Source organism: Winogradskyella sp. ABM4_392, from assembly GCF_056160445.1.
This window is the reverse complement of the sequence record NZ_JBSWXE010000003.1, coordinates 278442-294642: the sequence shown is the minus strand read 5'-3', so window position 1 is coordinate 294642 and position 16201 is coordinate 278442. Positions and strand designations below refer to the sequence as shown.

Below are 16201 nucleotides of genomic sequence, written 5' to 3'. Positions count from 1 at the left end.
TACTACACATTTTTACATTTTGATTGATAATTTAGAATACAACACAGAACGCGAACATTTGATAATTCCTGAGTATGGTCGTCATTTACAAAAGATGATTAATCATGCTAAAACACGCGAGACAAAAGAAGAACGAAATAAATTAGCAAAAGCCATTATTTCTGTAATGGGAAATCTACAGCCACATTTAAGAGATGTGCCAGATTTTCAGCATAAGTTATGGGATCAGTTATTCATTATGTCAGATTTTGAATTAGATGCTGATTCACCTTATCCAAAACCATCGCGAGAAGAATTAACTGCAGGTCCAGATCCTCTAAAATACCCACAGAATCATCCAAAGTATCGTTTTTATGGTAATAATATAAAAACCATGATAGACGTTGCATGTACTTGGGAAGAAGGAGATATGAAAGAGGCATTGATTTACACTATTGCTAATCATATGAAAAAATGTTATCTAAATTGGAATAAGGATAGTGTAGAGGACACAGTGATTTTTGATCATTTGTATGAATTGTCTAATGGTAAAATTAACCTAAAGAATAGTGAAGAAGATCTTAGTGATTCTTCTAGTTTAATGCGTACAAAATCTAAGTACAGCAATAAAGGTGGCAAAAAATCTAAAAAGAAATATTCTAACAATCGTAAACGTTACTAATACCAAATGAGTACATTTAAAATTGAAGGCGGACACCAATTAAAAGGGGCTATTAAGCCACAAGGTGCCAAAAACGAAGCCTTACAAATCCTTTGTGCAGTATTGTTAACTTCAGAGACTGTTACAATTAATAATATTCCAGATATTATCGATGTTAATAAGCTGATTGCCTTATTAAAGAAATTAGGAGTAAAGGTTGAAAAACTCGGTAAAGGCTCATACAGTTTTAAAGCAGACGAAGTCAACTTAAAGTACTTAGAATCTGCAGAGTTTAAAGAAGACGGTAAAGGGTTACGTGGTTCAATTATGATTGTCGGTCCATTATTAGGTCGTTTTGGTAAAGGTTATATTCCAAAACCTGGAGGTGATAAGATTGGCCGTCGTCGTTTAGATACCCATTTTGAAGGTTTTATAAATCTTGGTGCTAAGTTTAGATATAATAGAGAAGACTATTTCTATGGAGTAGAAGCAGAGGAGTTAAAAGGAACTTACATGTTACTCGATGAAGCTTCTGTTACAGGAACAGCAAATATTGTTATGGCTGCTGTTTTAGCAAAAGGTCAAACAACAATTTACAATGCTGCTTGCGAACCTTATTTACAGCAGTTGTGTAAAATGTTAAATAGAATGGGTGCCAAAATTTCTGGTATTGGTTCTAATATGCTCGTTATTGACGGTGTAGAACGTTTAGGTGGTACTGAACATAAAATGCTGCCAGATATGATTGAGATTGGTAGTTGGATAGGTTTAGCTGCCATGACTAAAAGTGAGCTTACCATAAAAGATGTTAGCTGGGATGATTTGGGACAAATTCCATCTGTATTTAGAAAATTAGGAATCACTGTAGAGCAGCAAGGGGATGATATTCATATTCCTGCACATACCGATGGTTATCAAATTCAGAATTATATAGATGGATCTATATTAACCATTGCAGACGCGCCTTGGCCTGGTTTTACACCAGATTTACTAAGTATTGTTTTAGTAATAGCCACTCAGGCAAGAGGAGAGGTTTTAATACATCAAAAAATGTTTGAAAGCCGTTTATTCTTTGTAGATAAGTTGATAGATATGGGAGCAAAAATTATACTTTGCGATCCACACAGAGCAACGGTTATAGGGCACGATTTTAAATCACAATTAAAAGCAACAACGATGACGTCTCCAGACATTAGAGCTGGTATTTCATTGTTAATTGCGGCATTATCTGCTAAAGGAACATCTATCATTCATAATATAGAACAGATAGATCGTGGTTACGAGGATATAGATGAACGTCTTAGAGCTATTGGAGCTAAGATAGAGCGTGTACCTGGTAATTAGGACATATAAGTTGTAAGACATCAAAAGCTTCAAATAATCTTTGAAGCTTTTTTATAAAACAAAACCCTGAAAATCTTCAGGGTTTTAAAATTGTTTATTGAAATGGTTATTTCTGTTAAGACATACGTCTTAAAATTTGTAACGTATAGGTTTTCAATTTATTGTAGTCTAACTTGAAATTAATTTAAAGCTGCTTTGTACGTAGCTAAACAACGCTCTCTCGCCTCTTTATGATCTACCATAGGTATAGGATACGTTAATTCTTGATAGTCTGGAACCCATTTTTTAATGTATTTATGATCACTATCGAACTTTTTAATCTGAGATGTAGGATTAAAAATTCTAAAATATGGTGCAGCATCTACGCCAGATCCAGCAACCCATTGCCAGTTGCCAACATTACTCGCCATTTCGTAATCATGTAACTTTTCTGCGAAGTAGGCTTCTCCCCAACGCCAATCTATAAGTAAATGCTTGCACAAAAAGCTGCCAACCAACATGCGTACTCGGTTGTGCATAAAGCCAGTTTCGTTAAGCTCTCTCATTCCAGCATCAACTAAAGGATAACCGGTTTTTCCTTCACACCACTTTTTGAATTCGTCTTCGTTATTTCTCCATTCAATCCTATCGTATTTTGATTTGAATGCCTTATCTACTGTATGTGGAAAATGCCATAAAATTTGCATAAAAAACTCGCGCCAAATCAGCTCTTGCCAAAATATTTCGTTGTCTTCCGCAATCGCTTTTTTTACTATTTTACGGACGCTTACTGTACCAAATCGCAGGTGAGGTCCCAAACGTGAAGTTCCATCTTTGGCAGGAAAATTTCGAGTAGCCTCATATTCTTGTATCAAAGTTGGTGTAACATCATATTGTGCTATTTCTTGATCTGATTTTTGAAAACCAATATCAGACAAACTTAAGTTTGCTAATCGAGTATGCTCAATAAGATTATCTAAATAAGAATTGGTATAATAAATATTTAAATCAATACTCTTGAATTTTTCTTTCCAAGTTCGCATGTACGGAGTGTACACAACATAAGGATCTCCATCTTTTTTTACTACTTCATCTTTTTCGAATATGACCTGATCCTTAAAGGTTTTAAATTCTATATTTTGTGATTCTAGATAAGATTGCACTTCTTCATCACGTTCCTTAGCATAAGGTTCGTAATCATGATTGGTATAGACCGTATTAATTTCAAACTCATCAGTGATTTGCTTATAAATGTCTAATGGTTTGCCATGATATATTGCTATGCTACTGTTATGATTATTCTGAAGCGTATTTCGCATCTCTTGCAACGTTTCATGAATAAAAGTAACGCGAGCATCATTTTTCGGTAGTTTATCTAAAATTTCAGAATCGAAAATAAATAAAGGTAAAACAGGATAATCTCCTTTTAAGGCTTCATTAAATCCTACGTTGTCGTCTAATCTTAGGTCTCTTCGAAACCAAAATATATTTACTGTTTTGCTCATATTAATATTTTCCGAAAAGTTCTTCTAGCTTTTTAGTTCGGTAATTAAAAATTTCTTCAAGTTTTGGTTTTACTAAAATTGGGTGTACCAATTGTCCTAAGATACCCATAGGAACTTTATAATCTACTATGTCTTCCATTTCTACACCACCTTCAATAGGTTTTATGAAATGTTTGTGATGCCAGAGCGAATATGGTCCAAATCGTTGTTCGTCTACAAAATATTCTTTGTCTTTAACATGGGTGATTTCTGTAACCCATTTAGTTTTAATTCCAAGTACAGGTGTAACGATATATTGAATTATCTGTCCAGGAAACATTGGCCTGTCTGCACCAGAAAGAATATGAAAACCCATATAATCTGGTGTGATAGTTTTTAAATTTTTGGGACTCGATAGAAACTCCCAAGCTTCATCTACAGAAATTGGCAGATTTTGTTTAGTATGTAGTCTGTATATTTTCATTTTTATTTATTCTAATTGTAAAAAACAACATAAGCATTGAGTGATGTGGCAATGCATATCCAAATCAAATAAGGTAATAATAGGTACTTAGCGTATTTGAGTCTATCGCTTCTAAAGGTGACAAAAAAATAAAGTATAACCAGTAATAAGGCAGTTATAAATACAAGGCCTAGCAACGTGTAATGCTGATTGAAGAATACCCAATTCCAACCGACATTTAAAAGCACTTGAAACCCAAACACCATCCACAAGAATTTAGATTTTCTATCACTAAAAAGTTCTGCTAAATACCAAGAAAAACAAAGCATTATCAGAGACCATGCAACACCAAATACCCAACCAGGAGGTGTCCAAGGTGCTTTATTTAAATTGATATACCATTCGGATGTTGGTCCATTGTTCATTAACCAGCTACCGAGTGCTAAGCCACCAAAGTTGATGGCTAAAAACAGAATGAAATATGTGATTTTGTTCAATGCTAAAATTATTTAAGCGCTTCTAATTGTTCTAAAACCTTTTGAGCTTCAGCGTATTTTAAGTCACTTGCCGCTCTGTTGGTTGTCGATAACTTATGCCATTCTGCCATAAGTTTTTCGTATTGCTTTTGTAATTTTTCTTTTTCAGAGCTTTTTTTAAATAATCCAAACATAGCTATTTCAAGTATTTTGTAATTCTGGAATTAGTTGGTTTTGTAATAGAATAAAAATAATCTAAAAATTCACCATGTTCATCAATAAGGTATTTTTGAAAATTCCATTTAACAGTAGAATTCTGTTTGCCGTTTAAGCGTTTTGATGTTAACCATTCGTAAAGTGGATGTTGGTTTGCACCTTTCACATCAATTTTTTCTGTAATTAAAAAGGAAACACCATAATTAACCTGGCAAAATTCTTCAATATCTTTTGCAGTACCAGGTTCTTGAGCACCAAATTGATTACATGGCACACCAATAACTATTAATTGGTCTTTGTAGGTGTCTGCAAGTTCTTGTAACTCCCTATATTGAGGTGTAAATCCACATTTGGAAGCTACATTTACAAAAAGTATTTTCTTACCCTTATATGCTGAAAGGTCTATTGCCTTACCTTGCAAGCTATTGATTTTAATAGCATATAATGGTTGTAAAGCGTTTTGTTTTATTGCTTTGTCAGATGTTTTTAAAGTACCAACAAATGCTTTTATCGGATTCATAATCTAAATTTTAAAACTTACTATGCCACAGTCCATTTCAAATACTTGACCAGAGAGTGCAGCCGCTCTGTCTGAAAGCAGAAAGGTTGCCATATCTGCCACTTCTTCTGGCTGTAAATATTTCTTTAAGGGATGACGGTCTTTCATATTCTCTATCATACGCTCATTGCGCAACAGTTTAGATGCTAAATCTGTATCTGTTACAGTTGGCGCAATGGCATTAACACGAATGGTTGGAGCTAATTCTGCACCAAGTGATTTTGTTAATCCTTCTACTGCAGATTTAGAAGCAGCAACACTAGCATGAAACGGCATACCTAATTTAGAAGCCACTGTACTGAATAGCACTATTGAAGGGTGTTGAGCGTTTTTTAATACTGCCAGATACTTCTGAATTGTTTTTACAGCACCCAAAACATTAATTTCAAAATCGTTTTTAAAATCGTCTAAATTTAACCTATTTATAGGTTTTAAGTTGATGCTTCCTGGGCAATATACCAAGCCATCAGCCGAATCAATTTCTGGCAATTCATCGTTAATAACATCACACTGATGATGTATTAGATTATCATGAGATTGCTCTGGTTCTGATCTACTTATATTAATTACCTTAAATGAAGGAAGCAAAGATGAGACAATAGCATTGCCAATACCTTTGCTTCCTCCGACTACTATAATAGTTTTCATGTTGTTACGCAGCTGTTAATGGACGCCCTTTTAAACGTTTTTCAATCTTTTGTTTTATTACTGTTATTCGCTTCATAAGATCCATTAATTTGGCGTCTTTTTTCTTCTTATAAATTTCATTAACACCTAAGATGATTTCCTTAGCCTCTCTAGCAGCTAAAATTCTGTCGCTTGTTGTTTTGAAAGAAAACTTTCTGTTTTCGAATTCAACGGCTCTTTCTAATATATCCATAGCTTAATTATTTATATAGTTTTGCAATTCAACAATTTTTTCTGGTGTGTTAAATATTCCACCATAGTAGGTTGTTACTGTAGATGATGTATCATCCTTAACACCTCTAGAAGACACACAAAGATGTTTAGCATCTATAATTACGGCCACATCGTCTGTTTCTAAAACTGTTTTTAGTTCGTTAGCAATTTGTTGCGTCAATCTTTCTTGCACTTGTGGTCGCTTGGCATAATACTGTACTATACGATTGAGTTTAGATAATCCTATGACCTTACCAGATGATTTATAGGCTACATGCGCTTTTCCAATGATTGGTACAAAGTGATGCTCGCAATTAGAATAGAAAGTAATGTCCTTTTCTACAAGCATTTGATTGTATTGATATTTATTATCAAAAAGTGCAACTTTAGGTTTGTTTTCTGGATCTAAACCAGAAAAAATTTCTTCAATGTACATCTTAGCTACTCTGTCTGGTGTTCCCTTTAGAGAATCATCAGTAAGGTCTAAGCCAAGTACATCCATAATCTCTGAGAACAGAATAGAAATACGTTGTTTTTTTTCATCATTAGACATTTCAAAAGCATTGGCTTTCATTGGTGTGTCTATACCAGTAAATAAATGGTCATCTCCAATGTCATCTATAGATAATCCATTGAGTTGATGACCATTTCTGTTAGGAATAATTTTAGTTTTCATAGCATCTTTTTAATGTGCTGTATTTAAGTACTCCAAGCTTAAATCAAAGCACGAGTTATCGTTTTGAAATAGAGTTGTTTGATATACTTCTTTGACGAGAGCATTTAAATCTGCCTTTGTCAAAGGGTCTTTTATTCATATGTTTTGTAGCTCTTCCTTGCACACGTTTTCTCCACATTCTAAAGCTACTTGGTTTCATTTCGCGTCGCATAAGTTCTATAACTTCTTGTTCTTTTAAACCAAATTGAAATGTAATGGCTTCAAATGGTGTGCGATCTTCCCAAGCCATCTCAATTACACGATCTATTTGTCTTTCATTTAAAGTCATACTTATGCAGGCATCGAATATTGTAAATCGTATTTTACTTTTTCGTCTAAAAGTTTGTCAAAAAACTTTTTATTCTCTTTAAATGTTTTACTGTTTCTAAAATGAATAAACCGTCCTTGCGCATGTAAACTAGAGCCGTTTACCTTGTAAATTACTAGCTGGTAATATGGTATTATCCACGTAAAATTTTTCAGACCTTTGTTAATCATAATTAAAATACCTTTTGGTCTGAGCTCTATGTTAGCATAATTAATATCCGAAACCGTATTCATGATACTTTGCATATTCGGACTTACTTCGTCAATAATCATTCGTTTAGAGCCTATACCTTTCATTTTCAATTTCTGTACCAAACTAAAAGGACTGCCAACAAGGTCGGTAATGATTTGTTTGTGTTCAGAATTAAAATGTGTGGTATTTAAAATCATAACTACGTAAAGATACAAATGTTTAACCTTTTAAAATAATAGTTAAACAAAAATTAACAGAGAATTATGAAAGTATGTTCTGACTTTTAAAAAAATACTATTAATCAGTCTTTAATAGTCTACTTCTGTCTTGTAAAGTGTGTCGTTTTAAAATGCGAAAACTTTCTTTTACCACCTCAGGATCTTTTTTCATATTCCATAAAATATCGCTGGCACGCTTTCTGTTTTCCTTTATGTCTACAATAGGCTCTGGGTAATCTTCACCTAATTTAAAGTTGTATAACCCTTGTTCTAATTCAGTCATTAAATAAGGTTCATGAATAAAAGGCACATCTAAATGTGCAAGTTCTGGTACCCATTTTTTTATAAAATCAGCATCAGGATCGTGCTTAAGTCCGTTTAATGTTGGATTATAAATTCTTAGATTATTAATTCCGGTTTCACCTGCTTGCATTTGCAATTGCGGAAAATGAATACCAGGTTCAAAATCTAAAAACTGTCGCGATAAGTGTTCTGAGGCATTTTGCCAAGGCTGCCACAAAATATGTGTAAAAAAGGATACAAGCATGGCACGCATTCTAAAGTTTACATAACCAGTCTCTACTAAACAACGCATGCTTGCATCTACTAGAGGGAAACCTGTTTGACCTTCCTTCCAGGCTTGTTGGTATTTTAAGGAAATACTCTTTTTTAATTTTTGATACCCTTTGTTAACGCTTTCGTTTTCCATGGTATGTTCCATTTCAAACTTTTGAATAAAATGGGCTTGCCATCGTAATCGCGATAAAAAACCGCCAATATGTCTTTTATCGTTGCTTTGTTCTTTAAGGTTTTGAGCTTTTTGAAAAATCTGTCGGATAGAAACATTTCCCCAGGCAATATAAGGCGAAAGCCTACTGCAACTGGTACGTGATGCTTCTGGTTTTGATATGTTGAACATATAGTCTTTATGACGATTCTCAAAAAATGACGAAGCATATTTCCAAGCAGTAGAACTTCCACCTTTTTGAAATATTGAGTCTTTTGGTGTGTCTAAGTCTGTAACTGTAAGTACACTTTCTAATGTAGTTATGGCATTAAGGTGAAGTAACTGATTTTCTTGTGGATTAAACTCTACAAGTGGTTGACTCATATAGTCTTCCCATTGTTCTAACCAGTTGTCTCTATTGGTTAGCCCACGTTCTACACCATTGTTTTTGCTTTCGCTCCAACGGATAAAGTTATTACGACAATAACGTGTAAATTCTTTATCTCTATTGTATGTCACTAGAATGCCTGTTTCTACATGAGAGAAAATGGCATCTATTTTATAGAATTCTTGAATTAAATTAAATGCTGTTTGAATATCACTCGTAACGCTTAATACTTTGGTGTTATATGGCTCTAATTGCTTGTTAAGGTCATTGATTGATTCTTTAATGAAGTTAAAATGTCGTTCACTATAATGATTGTCGTTTAGTAAAATATGTTCAAACACATAAAGCAGTAGTGTAGGTTTAGCAGTGCTGAGCGCATTAGTAATAGCTTCATTATCCTGAAGTCGTAAATCGCGCTTTAGCCATACAACATTAATATGTGGTTTGTTAGTCATTATAGCGTATTGAGGAATTTTTCTGCCTTATTAAAATGGTTTTCTAGCGTAACCTTTTTCATACGATCTAGGTTGCCTAAAAGCATGCCTAATCTAGGATTGCTCTCAAAAAAATCACGATGCTTATCCATAAAGGTCCAAAACAAGCCATCCCAAGTGTCTTGCCATTCACCTTTGCTGTAGTTGCTCATTTTCATAATGTAATTGCTGCTGCTTATGTATGGTTTTGTAGACATTAAACCACCATCGGCAAACAAACTCATGCCATACACATTTGGCACCATAACCCAATCGTAGGAATCAATAAATAATTCCATAAACCATTGGTAAACTTCATCTGGATCGAACTCGCAAAGCACCATAAAATTCCCAAGAATCATTAGGCGTTCTATATGGTGAGCATAACCTGTTTTTAATACTTTTTTTATTACATCGTCTATGGGTTTTATGCCAGTAGAACCATCGTAAAATGATGCAGGAATTTTTCGGTCAAAGTTCCAGAAGTTTTTGGTGCGTTCCTCTGTGCCTTTTACTTCGTAAACACCTCTTATAAACTCGCGCCAGCCTAAAATTTGCCTTACAAAACCTTCTGTTGAATTGATTGGTACATCATTTTCTTTGGCATAAGTAATGGCTTTATCAATAACGCTTGAAGGATTTAGCAAACCAACATTAATCAAAGGCGAAAGTAAACTATGGTTTAAAAAATGCTCTTCTTTTACAATGGCATCTTCATACACACCAAATTCATGAAAACGGTACTCAAAAAACTGCTGTAACCACGCTTCACAAGATTCAAAATCGATAGGATAATTGATAAAGTCGTTTAGTTCACCATAGTGATTATCAAAATGTTTCTCTGTGTACTTTTTCGCTTCCTCATAATATTCAGACTCTTCAGGAAACTGAATGTTTGGTGGTGTTTTGTCTTTTGGATATTTCTTTCGGTTTTCAGAATCGTAAGTCCATTTACCTCCTTCAGGTTCTTGGGAAACCATTAAAATGTCTCGTTTTTTTCGTTGTTCTTTATAAAATGAAGTTTGAAAAAATTTCTTTTTTGAAGGTTTAAAAAATGAGCTGAGGTCTTTTTTTGTATTGATAAACAGTGGACTTTCATACCATTCAATTGTAATGTCTTTTGAATTTGATTTAATACGCTTTTCTAACCAATTGTCTGTTGGGTCAATAACATGAAGCGTTTCTGTACCATTGTCTATGAGTTTAGGTATCAATGTTCTGATATCACTATCGTCTGAAGTTGCTTTAATATAATTTACTGTCTTGCCTTTCGATTTTAAATAATCTTCATAAGCCTTCATAGATGCTCTATGGAACGCTATTTTCTGTTTATGAAATTTATAGTGTTTGAAAAACAGATATTCTTCAATGAGGTAAATAGCAGAATCGATTTCAAGAATAGGTGAATCCTGAAATAATTGATGAGGAAATAGTAATATGTAGTCGTTTTTTTTCATGTTTACTTCCTGCGAATGCAGGAATCTTATTTTAGTCTTATAATTTCTTTACTTTTACGACCAACAAGATTTTAAAACTTGAAGGTTGTCTAATTCTTTTAATACAGCTTAAACGATAGATGTTACTACCAATAGAGGGATTCCTGTTTTCACAGGAATAAACTCGGTTGTAACCATAGATTTCTAAATTTTCCATTGCTGTCGTAACGCTCGGCTTGCAATTGTACATTGAATTTACGATCACGAGGATCGTTACCAACTCCAGCCACATACATCCAATTACCATAGTTGCTGTGCACATCATAATCGAGTAGAAGGGATTCAAAATACGCAGCACCTATGCGCCAATCTAACTCTAACTCTTTAGCAAAAAAGGATGCTACGTTTTGGCGACCTCTATTGCTCATCCATCCTGTTTCTTTAAGTTCTATCATATTGGCATTTACAAAGTCAGACGCTGTTTCTCCATTAATCCATTGTTGAATTTGTGTACGATTTGTAGACCAATTATAATCTTTGTTTAGTATGCCTTCGAGTTTAAAAATCTGGTTGCCATGCTTCAGAGAAATGTATTTGAAATAGTCGCGCCAAATCAATTCAAAAATTAACCAGTAGGTGGATTGGTTTTTGTAATGTTCTTTTTCAAATTGCTTTACTTTCCAATAGATCGCTTTGGCAGAGATACTGCCATTAGCCAGCCAAGGCGAAAATTTTGAACTATAATCCTTGCCTACCAAACCATTTCTGGTTTTTTTATAAAAACCTAGTTTTTTGGTATTGAAAAAATAGTCATTCAATCGGTTTTGGGCTGAAGTTTCACCACCTTTAAACGGAAATGCTGAGTGTGGATGTATTTCAAAATTATTAAAACCTAAATCTGAAAGTGTTGGAATCCTTGTAGTGTTTTCGATACGATTACTTTTCGACAGTTGTGGTGTTTCAACCTCAGGCCTAATACTGATGTATTTTTCTAATTTCTTTCTAAAAACCGTAAAGACTTGCGGTGTTTTTGAAATCTCAAAATTGATATCTTCAGGATGAAATAGAAATTGATTGTAAATGTGATGCCAAGTCACATTGTCAATGTTTGCTTTAACTGCATTTTCAGTGTCAATTTCTTCTTGTGTCCATTCCTTTTGAAGGTAAATGGCTTCAACATTTAGTGTATTACAAAGCTTCGGAATTATTAATTCGGGATGCTCGTTGTATACTAATAATTCTATGTTGAGTTGACTAAGTTGTGCTTTTAAATCTTTAATGGTTTCAATTAAAAATTGTGCTCTGAATTTTTCTGTTTTTCTAAAACCAAAAGCATCAATTTGAAACTGTTTTGGATCGAAACAATACACACCAAAAACAGTATTACCATTTTTAGTAGCTTCGCTTAAAACAGTATTATCTATAGTTCTGAGATCATTTCTAAACCAAATCAGATTTTTTATGTCGTTTTTCTGCATTTTTCGCTACAATATTTTACGTTGTCCCAATTTTTTGCCCATTTTTTGCGCCAAGTAAAAGGTCGCTCACAAACTGGGCATATTTTTGTGGGTAGATGTTGTTTTTTTACACCTCTCATTCGGGTTTTATTAGGGCATTAATCATTCCTTTAAAAACAAAGGCATGAAATGGTAAAACCATATACCAATACAAACGACCCCAAAGTCCTTTTGGCCTAAATACGGCACGTTGGTAGAGTTTATTTTTTACAATTTTAAATTCAAGCCAAGCTTCACCAGGTAGGCGCATTTCGGCAAATAGGAGTAGTCGTTTTTCTTGTTTGTCTGCAAAAAGTACGCGCCAAAAATCTAGAGGATCTCCAGCTTCAAGATAAGTGTCGTGCGTACGTCCTCTTCTAAGTCCAACACCACCAAAGAGCTTATCTACATAGCCTCTTATTTTCCATAAACCATTAAAACTGTACCAGCCATTACGACCACCAATACTCCAGATTTTATTCAGCGTATAATCTTCATTTTCTATCGTTCTGGAGCGTATATCTTTAAAGCAGCCATACTGCGGTAATTCTATATGTTTAGATAGCTGATCTTTAAATCGTCCGCTACTGACTGCGTCTTTCCAACTAGAGATTACACTGTTTTGCTCAATTCTTTGAAAAGCTAATTCAACAGCCTCTTTATAAGAAAGCGGCGAAATGTCTATATGTGTATTGATATCACTTGGTTTGCCAATGACTTCCACTTTCATGCTATCGACCAAGGCTTGGGCCAATTGAAACGATGTTGAAGTGACAAAATAGAGCCAATAAGAAGAAAGTTTAGGGCTTAAAACAGGTAAGGTGTAGATATACCGTTTTAAACCACGTACTTCTGCAAATTGTAAAAGCATTTCCTTATAAGTTAATACTTCAGGACCAAAAATGTCATAGGATTTATTGTAGAGTGCTTCTTTGCCTAGGGCTTGTGATAAGTAGGTGAGTACATCTCTAATACCAAGAGGTTGAGTTTTTGTGTTCAACCACTTTGGCGTAACCATAACCGGAAGCTTCTCTACGATATCTCTTATAATTTCAAAAGAAGCACTACCACTACCTACAATAATACCTGCTCTAAATGTTGTCAGGGCATAGCTGTCAGATTTTAATGTTTCTTCAACTTGTAAGCGCGATTTTAGATGTTTAGAAAGTGAATCGTCGTTAACGATACCACTGAGATAGATAACTTGTTTACATTCAGTAGCTTCAACAAGATTTTTAAAATTATGAGCACACTGACGTTCTAAATCTTCAAAATCGTCAGCATCTGTGGCCATAGAATGAATGAGGTAATAAGCCGCATCTATGGTTTTTGGAATTTTATTAGGTTCTGGACTTAGAAAATCCATTTTTATAAAAGAACATTGAGGATGTTCTTCAATTTCGTCTGGAATGCGATTTAAATCACGAACACAACAAACCAACTCATGTCCTTCCTCAAGAAGTTGAAGCGCTAATCTTTTGGCAATGTAGCCTGTTGTTCCTGTAATTAGTATTTGCATTAGTCATTAGGTATTGCAAATTCTGGTTTTGGGCGTTGGTATTCTAATCGCTGTTTTAAATTCGGGATGGCATAACCGTCTAAACCATTAATAGTGGCTACTTTAGCTTTAGATAAGTTTATAAATCCATCCTTTTCCAACAAATCGTCTTGCACGTAAAGGTTTTCAATTTTTCCTATTAATAGTATGGTATTATTGGCTTCAATTGCATATTCCTCTACATAGCTCATGGCCATTTGTATCGGACAACCCTTTACAAAAGGCACAAAAAAATTGTCTTTATATTCTTCTTCTAGTTTAGTGGTATCAAATTCTGAAATCGTAGCATCGTATTTCGCTGAGGTATGATGTGCGTCTTCTAAAATATCTTCATGAATATGGTTGATGGTGAATTTCCCAGTGGACCTTATATTATCATAAGTATTTCGAATAACTGTTGTTGGTCTTAGGAAAAAACCTAATAAAGCAGGATTAGAACCTAAATGCGTAATGGAACTAAAAACCGCAACATTTGTAACATCTAAATTGTCTTTAGTACCAATTAGATTCGCAGATTTGTAACCACTACAACTGTTAATTAGGTTGATGCGATACAAATGATGCATGTTGTCTATGTCTTGAATACTAAAGGTTGCCATATTAAAGATTTAAAAAATTGTTGATTTTGATGTTCTCGGCCTTAAGGTCAAACATTAGGTTGTACAGTCCGAAAAAGGTTCGGTTGATGTAAATAAAATGCTTAGAACCACGATTACCATTCATGTTACGTAATTCTGTACTTTTCGAATATTTCTGACCCATTTCTGTAATTCTTCCAAAGAAATTAGCATCCGAAAAGTCAAATTCTTCTGAGTGAAAGGGTTGTGTAAAAAGGCTTAATAGCTCATGAAACATGTCGGTAAAAAAGATAATCTCTTCTTCGGAATCATCTTTTCTTAATATTTCAAGTTCGTAGAGTTTTTCTTTGAATTTTTCAGGGTTATTGATAGTATCTTTTTCCGCAAGTTCAAAATAAGGTTTGTAGAATTTCTCAGGAATAGTTTTCATACAACCAAAATCTAGAGCAATAAGTTGTCCGTCTTTAGAAATTAAGAAATTACCTGGATGCGGATCGGCATGTACTTTTTTAAGGTTATGAATTTGAAACATATAAAAATCCCATAACGCTTGACCTAATTGAGTTGCCAACGCTTTATTTGTATTATGACTGGCGAATTCAGAAAGATGTTCACCTTCCATATAATCCATGGTTATAATACGCTCAGATGATAAATCTTCGTAATATTCTGGGAACTTTAAATTCGGAATGTGCTTACAAGCGTCTACAACAGCTTTACTTTGTGCTATTTCGAGGTTGTAATTGGTCTCTTCTGTAAGTTTGTCTTCAACTTCTTTAAAATACTTGTCGGAGTCTTTTCCTTTTATATTAAACATCTTTATAGCCACTGGTTTTACCAATGCTAAATCTGATGCGATACTCTCTGCAACTCCAGGATATTGGATTTTCACAGCAAATTTTTTCCCATCCTTTTCTGCAATATGGACTTGGCCAATACTAGCAGCATTGACTGAAGTTGCATTGAAAGTATCAAATAAATCATCGGGATGTTTCCCAAAGTATTTTTTAAATGTTTTTATAACCAATGGTGGTGACAATGGTGGTACCGAAAATTGGGACAACGAGAATTTTTCTACATAAGCCTGTGGTAAAATGCTTTTTTCCATGCTAAGCATTTGTGCCACTTTGAGAGCACTTCCTTTAAGTTGTTTTAAGCTGTCGTAGATGTCCTCAGCATTATTTTGATTAAGACGTTCTTTAGCTTCGGCTTCAGATTTGGTAATCTTATCACCATAATATTTTAAGTAGTTAACACCAACTTTTGCACCTGTGGTTACCAGTTTTGAGGCACGAGATATTTTTGATATAGGTATGCTATCTATGGTCTTCATTTAATTGCTGTGTATTTTTTCTTTGTAAATAAACTTCCCAAAGTCAATTAAACTTTTAAGTGGTGTGGTATCTATGAGGTCAAAACTTGCACGTACTGATTTTTCAATAAATACATCTGTTTTTTCAAATGAAGGTGAACTGTCGTCTAACCAAAATTTCATCGTTAGAAGCAATTGCAACCATGCTGATTCTTTAATGCTACGTTGCTGTAATTTGGTTAATTGTTCTTGCTTTAAATCAATGGTTTTGATATCTAGCAATTCAATGTAATTTGTAAAACGCTGTTTTAAAGGTGCTAAAGTGCGTAATGTTTTTAATGACTTTTTGTGTTCACCCAAAGCATAAGCGACATAACTTCTGTTTGCTGTTAGAATTTCAAAAAAAGTGAAGTAAAAGCTTAAAAGCTTATTGCGTGCATCAAAGGAAGCGTAGTCATCACTTTTCTCTAAAACTGTAATTGTATTATCAAAGAATATTTTGAAGATGGATTGTTCTAAAATATCAAATGACGAAAAGAACTGATAGAATTGTTGTTCTTCAAAATTATTGTCCTTTGCAAACACATATACCGATTTTGGTTGTTGGTTATGTGTAAGGACATAATCCATATAATAAGAAATAAGATCTGCTTGCTTTATGTTTTTTTTCTTTGCCATTGTAATAGATTTACAATGTAAAGATACAAAATGTTTAACGA

At 34.0% G+C, this 16201-nt stretch carries 20 protein-coding genes; 2 read left to right on the top strand and 18 right to left on the bottom strand.

The features are described 5' to 3' along the window. The first annotated feature begins 19 nt into the window (after positions 1-19). Both ACXAFS_RS10015 and murA read left to right on the top strand, forming a co-directional pair. Positions 20-661, top strand: a complete 642-nt coding sequence (locus ACXAFS_RS10015; RefSeq protein ID WP_331810200.1) for a DUF4290 domain-containing protein — start codon at positions 20-22, stop codon at positions 659-661. A gap of 6 nt (positions 662-667) precedes the next feature. After that, complete coding sequence (gene murA / locus ACXAFS_RS10010) at positions 668-1984, top strand: UDP-N-acetylglucosamine 1-carboxyvinyltransferase (protein WP_475306715.1); 1317 nt, start codon at positions 668-670, stop codon at positions 1982-1984. A 179-nt stretch (positions 1985-2163) separates the two neighbouring features. Here the strand turns inward: murA and ACXAFS_RS10005 are convergent, their stop codons facing one another. The 18 genes from ACXAFS_RS10005 to ACXAFS_RS09920 all read right to left on the bottom strand — a co-directional run bounded on the left by ACXAFS_RS10005 (position 2164) and on the right by ACXAFS_RS09920 (position 16160). Further along, complete coding sequence (locus ACXAFS_RS10005; RefSeq protein WP_475306714.1) at positions 2164-3468, bottom strand: cryptochrome/photolyase family protein; 1305 nt, start codon at positions 3466-3468, stop codon at positions 2164-2166. A gap of 1 nt (position 3469) precedes the next feature. Beyond that, positions 3470-3931 (bottom strand): SRPBCC family protein, encoded by a 462-nt coding sequence (locus ACXAFS_RS10000; RefSeq protein WP_475306712.1) that lies wholly within the window; start codon positions 3929-3931, stop codon positions 3470-3472. An 11-nt stretch (positions 3932-3942) separates the two neighbouring features. Next, entirely contained in the window at positions 3943-4407 is a 465-nt protein-coding gene (locus tag ACXAFS_RS09995; RefSeq protein ID WP_475306710.1) for a TspO/MBR family protein, read from the bottom strand. Between the two features lie 8 nt (positions 4408-4415). After that, positions 4416-4580, bottom strand: coding sequence for a Lacal_2735 family protein (locus ACXAFS_RS09990; protein ID WP_475306708.1), 165 nt, complete (start codon positions 4578-4580; stop codon positions 4416-4418). A 2-nt stretch (positions 4581-4582) separates the two neighbouring features. Continuing rightward, positions 4583-5122: a glutathione peroxidase gene (locus ACXAFS_RS09985; RefSeq protein ID WP_475306706.1), complete on the bottom strand. Its 540-nt coding sequence runs from the start codon at positions 5120-5122 to the stop codon at positions 4583-4585. A 3-nt stretch (positions 5123-5125) separates the two neighbouring features. Beyond that, entirely contained in the window at positions 5126-5809 is a 684-nt protein-coding gene (locus tag ACXAFS_RS09980; RefSeq protein WP_475306705.1) for an SDR family NAD(P)-dependent oxidoreductase, read from the bottom strand. Between the two features lie 4 nt (positions 5810-5813). Next, a complete protein-coding gene (locus ACXAFS_RS09975) occupies positions 5814-6041 on the bottom strand; it encodes a hypothetical protein (RefSeq protein ID WP_076621008.1) in 228 nt (75 codons plus the stop codon). A gap of 3 nt (positions 6042-6044) precedes the next feature. Continuing rightward, positions 6045-6737, bottom strand: a complete 693-nt coding sequence (gene folE, locus ACXAFS_RS09970) for a GTP cyclohydrolase I FolE (protein ID WP_475306704.1) — start codon at positions 6735-6737, stop codon at positions 6045-6047. 55 nt (positions 6738-6792) lie between these two features. Continuing rightward, positions 6793-7065, bottom strand: coding sequence for a TIGR03643 family protein (locus ACXAFS_RS09965; protein WP_475306702.1), 273 nt, complete (start codon positions 7063-7065; stop codon positions 6793-6795). A 2-nt stretch (positions 7066-7067) separates the two neighbouring features. Then, a complete protein-coding gene (locus tag ACXAFS_RS09960; protein ID WP_475306701.1) occupies positions 7068-7493 on the bottom strand; it encodes a hypothetical protein in 426 nt (141 codons plus the stop codon). Between the two features lie 100 nt (positions 7494-7593). Then, the gene (locus ACXAFS_RS09955; protein ID WP_475306700.1) at positions 7594-9084 is read right to left on the bottom strand and encodes a cryptochrome/deoxyribodipyrimidine photo-lyase family protein; all 1491 of its coding nucleotides are present in this window, start codon (positions 9082-9084) and stop codon (positions 7594-7596) included. Further along, on the bottom strand, positions 9084-10559 hold the full coding sequence (locus tag ACXAFS_RS09950; RefSeq protein ID WP_475306698.1) for a cryptochrome/photolyase family protein: 1476 nt from the start codon (positions 10557-10559) through the stop codon (positions 9084-9086). The genes ACXAFS_RS09955 and ACXAFS_RS09950 overlap by 1 nt, the downstream gene beginning before the upstream one ends. A gap of 149 nt (positions 10560-10708) precedes the next feature. Beyond that, positions 10709-12016, bottom strand: coding sequence for a DASH family cryptochrome (locus tag ACXAFS_RS09945; RefSeq protein ID WP_475306697.1), 1308 nt, complete (start codon positions 12014-12016; stop codon positions 10709-10711). Continuing rightward, positions 11998-12135, bottom strand: coding sequence for a DUF2256 domain-containing protein (locus tag ACXAFS_RS09940; RefSeq protein WP_331810214.1), 138 nt, complete (start codon positions 12133-12135; stop codon positions 11998-12000). Before ACXAFS_RS09940 ends, ACXAFS_RS09945 begins: the two co-directional genes overlap by 19 nt. Beyond that, positions 12132-13553: an SDR family oxidoreductase gene (locus ACXAFS_RS09935; RefSeq protein WP_475306696.1), complete on the bottom strand. Its 1422-nt coding sequence runs from the start codon at positions 13551-13553 to the stop codon at positions 12132-12134. Before ACXAFS_RS09935 ends, ACXAFS_RS09940 begins: the two co-directional genes overlap by 4 nt. Continuing rightward, positions 13553-14191, bottom strand: coding sequence for a flavin reductase family protein (locus ACXAFS_RS09930; protein WP_475306694.1), 639 nt, complete (start codon positions 14189-14191; stop codon positions 13553-13555). Before ACXAFS_RS09930 ends, ACXAFS_RS09935 begins: the two co-directional genes overlap by 1 nt. Position 14192: 1 nt before the next feature. Continuing rightward, entirely contained in the window at positions 14193-15503 is a 1311-nt protein-coding gene (locus ACXAFS_RS09925) for an ABC1 kinase family protein (protein WP_475306693.1), read from the bottom strand. Continuing rightward, positions 15504-16160, bottom strand: a complete 657-nt coding sequence (locus ACXAFS_RS09920; RefSeq protein ID WP_475306692.1) for a TetR family transcriptional regulator C-terminal domain-containing protein — start codon at positions 16158-16160, stop codon at positions 15504-15506. Between the last annotated feature and the right edge of the window lie 41 nt (positions 16161-16201).

Coding starts and splice junctions, on each gene's coding strand:
- ACXAFS_RS09980 (WP_475306705.1), bottom strand. CDS start 5,809: ATGAAAACTATTATAGTAGTCGGAGGAAGCAAAGGTATTGGCAATGCT.
- ACXAFS_RS09985 (WP_475306706.1), bottom strand. CDS start 5,122: ATGAATCCGATAAAAGCATTTGTTGGTACTTTAAAAACATCTGACAAA.
- murA (WP_475306715.1), top strand. CDS start 668: ATGAGTACATTTAAAATTGAAGGCGGACACCAATTAAAAGGGGCTATT.
- ACXAFS_RS09960 (WP_475306701.1), bottom strand. CDS start 7,493: ATGATTTTAAATACCACACATTTTAATTCTGAACACAAACAAATCATT.
- ACXAFS_RS09990 (WP_475306708.1), bottom strand. CDS start 4,580: ATGTTTGGATTATTTAAAAAAAGCTCTGAAAAAGAAAAATTACAAAAG.
- ACXAFS_RS10000 (WP_475306712.1), bottom strand. CDS start 3,931: ATGAAAATATACAGACTACATACTAAACAAAATCTGCCAATTTCTGTA.
- ACXAFS_RS09940 (WP_331810214.1), bottom strand. CDS start 12,135: ATGAGAGGTGTAAAAAAACAACATCTACCCACAAAAATATGCCCAGTT.
- ACXAFS_RS09925 (WP_475306693.1), bottom strand. CDS start 15,503: ATGAAGACCATAGATAGCATACCTATATCAAAAATATCTCGTGCCTCA.
- ACXAFS_RS09945 (WP_475306697.1), bottom strand. CDS start 12,016: ATGCAGAAAAACGACATAAAAAATCTGATTTGGTTTAGAAATGATCTC.
- ACXAFS_RS09935 (WP_475306696.1), bottom strand. CDS start 13,553: ATGCAAATACTAATTACAGGAACAACAGGCTACATTGCCAAAAGATTA.
- ACXAFS_RS09975 (WP_076621008.1), bottom strand. CDS start 6,041: ATGGATATATTAGAAAGAGCCGTTGAATTCGAAAACAGAAAGTTTTCT.
- ACXAFS_RS09930 (WP_475306694.1), bottom strand. CDS start 14,191: ATGGCAACCTTTAGTATTCAAGACATAGACAACATGCATCATTTGTAT.
- ACXAFS_RS09950 (WP_475306698.1), bottom strand. CDS start 10,559: ATGAAAAAAAACGACTACATATTACTATTTCCTCATCAATTATTTCAG.
- ACXAFS_RS10005 (WP_475306714.1), bottom strand. CDS start 3,468: ATGAGCAAAACAGTAAATATATTTTGGTTTCGAAGAGACCTAAGATTA.
- ACXAFS_RS09920 (WP_475306692.1), bottom strand. CDS start 16,160: ATGGCAAAGAAAAAAAACATAAAGCAAGCAGATCTTATTTCTTATTAT.
- ACXAFS_RS09965 (WP_475306702.1), bottom strand. CDS start 7,065: ATGACTTTAAATGAAAGACAAATAGATCGTGTAATTGAGATGGCTTGG.
- ACXAFS_RS09955 (WP_475306700.1), bottom strand. CDS start 9,084: ATGACTAACAAACCACATATTAATGTTGTATGGCTAAAGCGCGATTTA.
- folE (WP_475306704.1), bottom strand. CDS start 6,737: ATGAAAACTAAAATTATTCCTAACAGAAATGGTCATCAACTCAATGGA.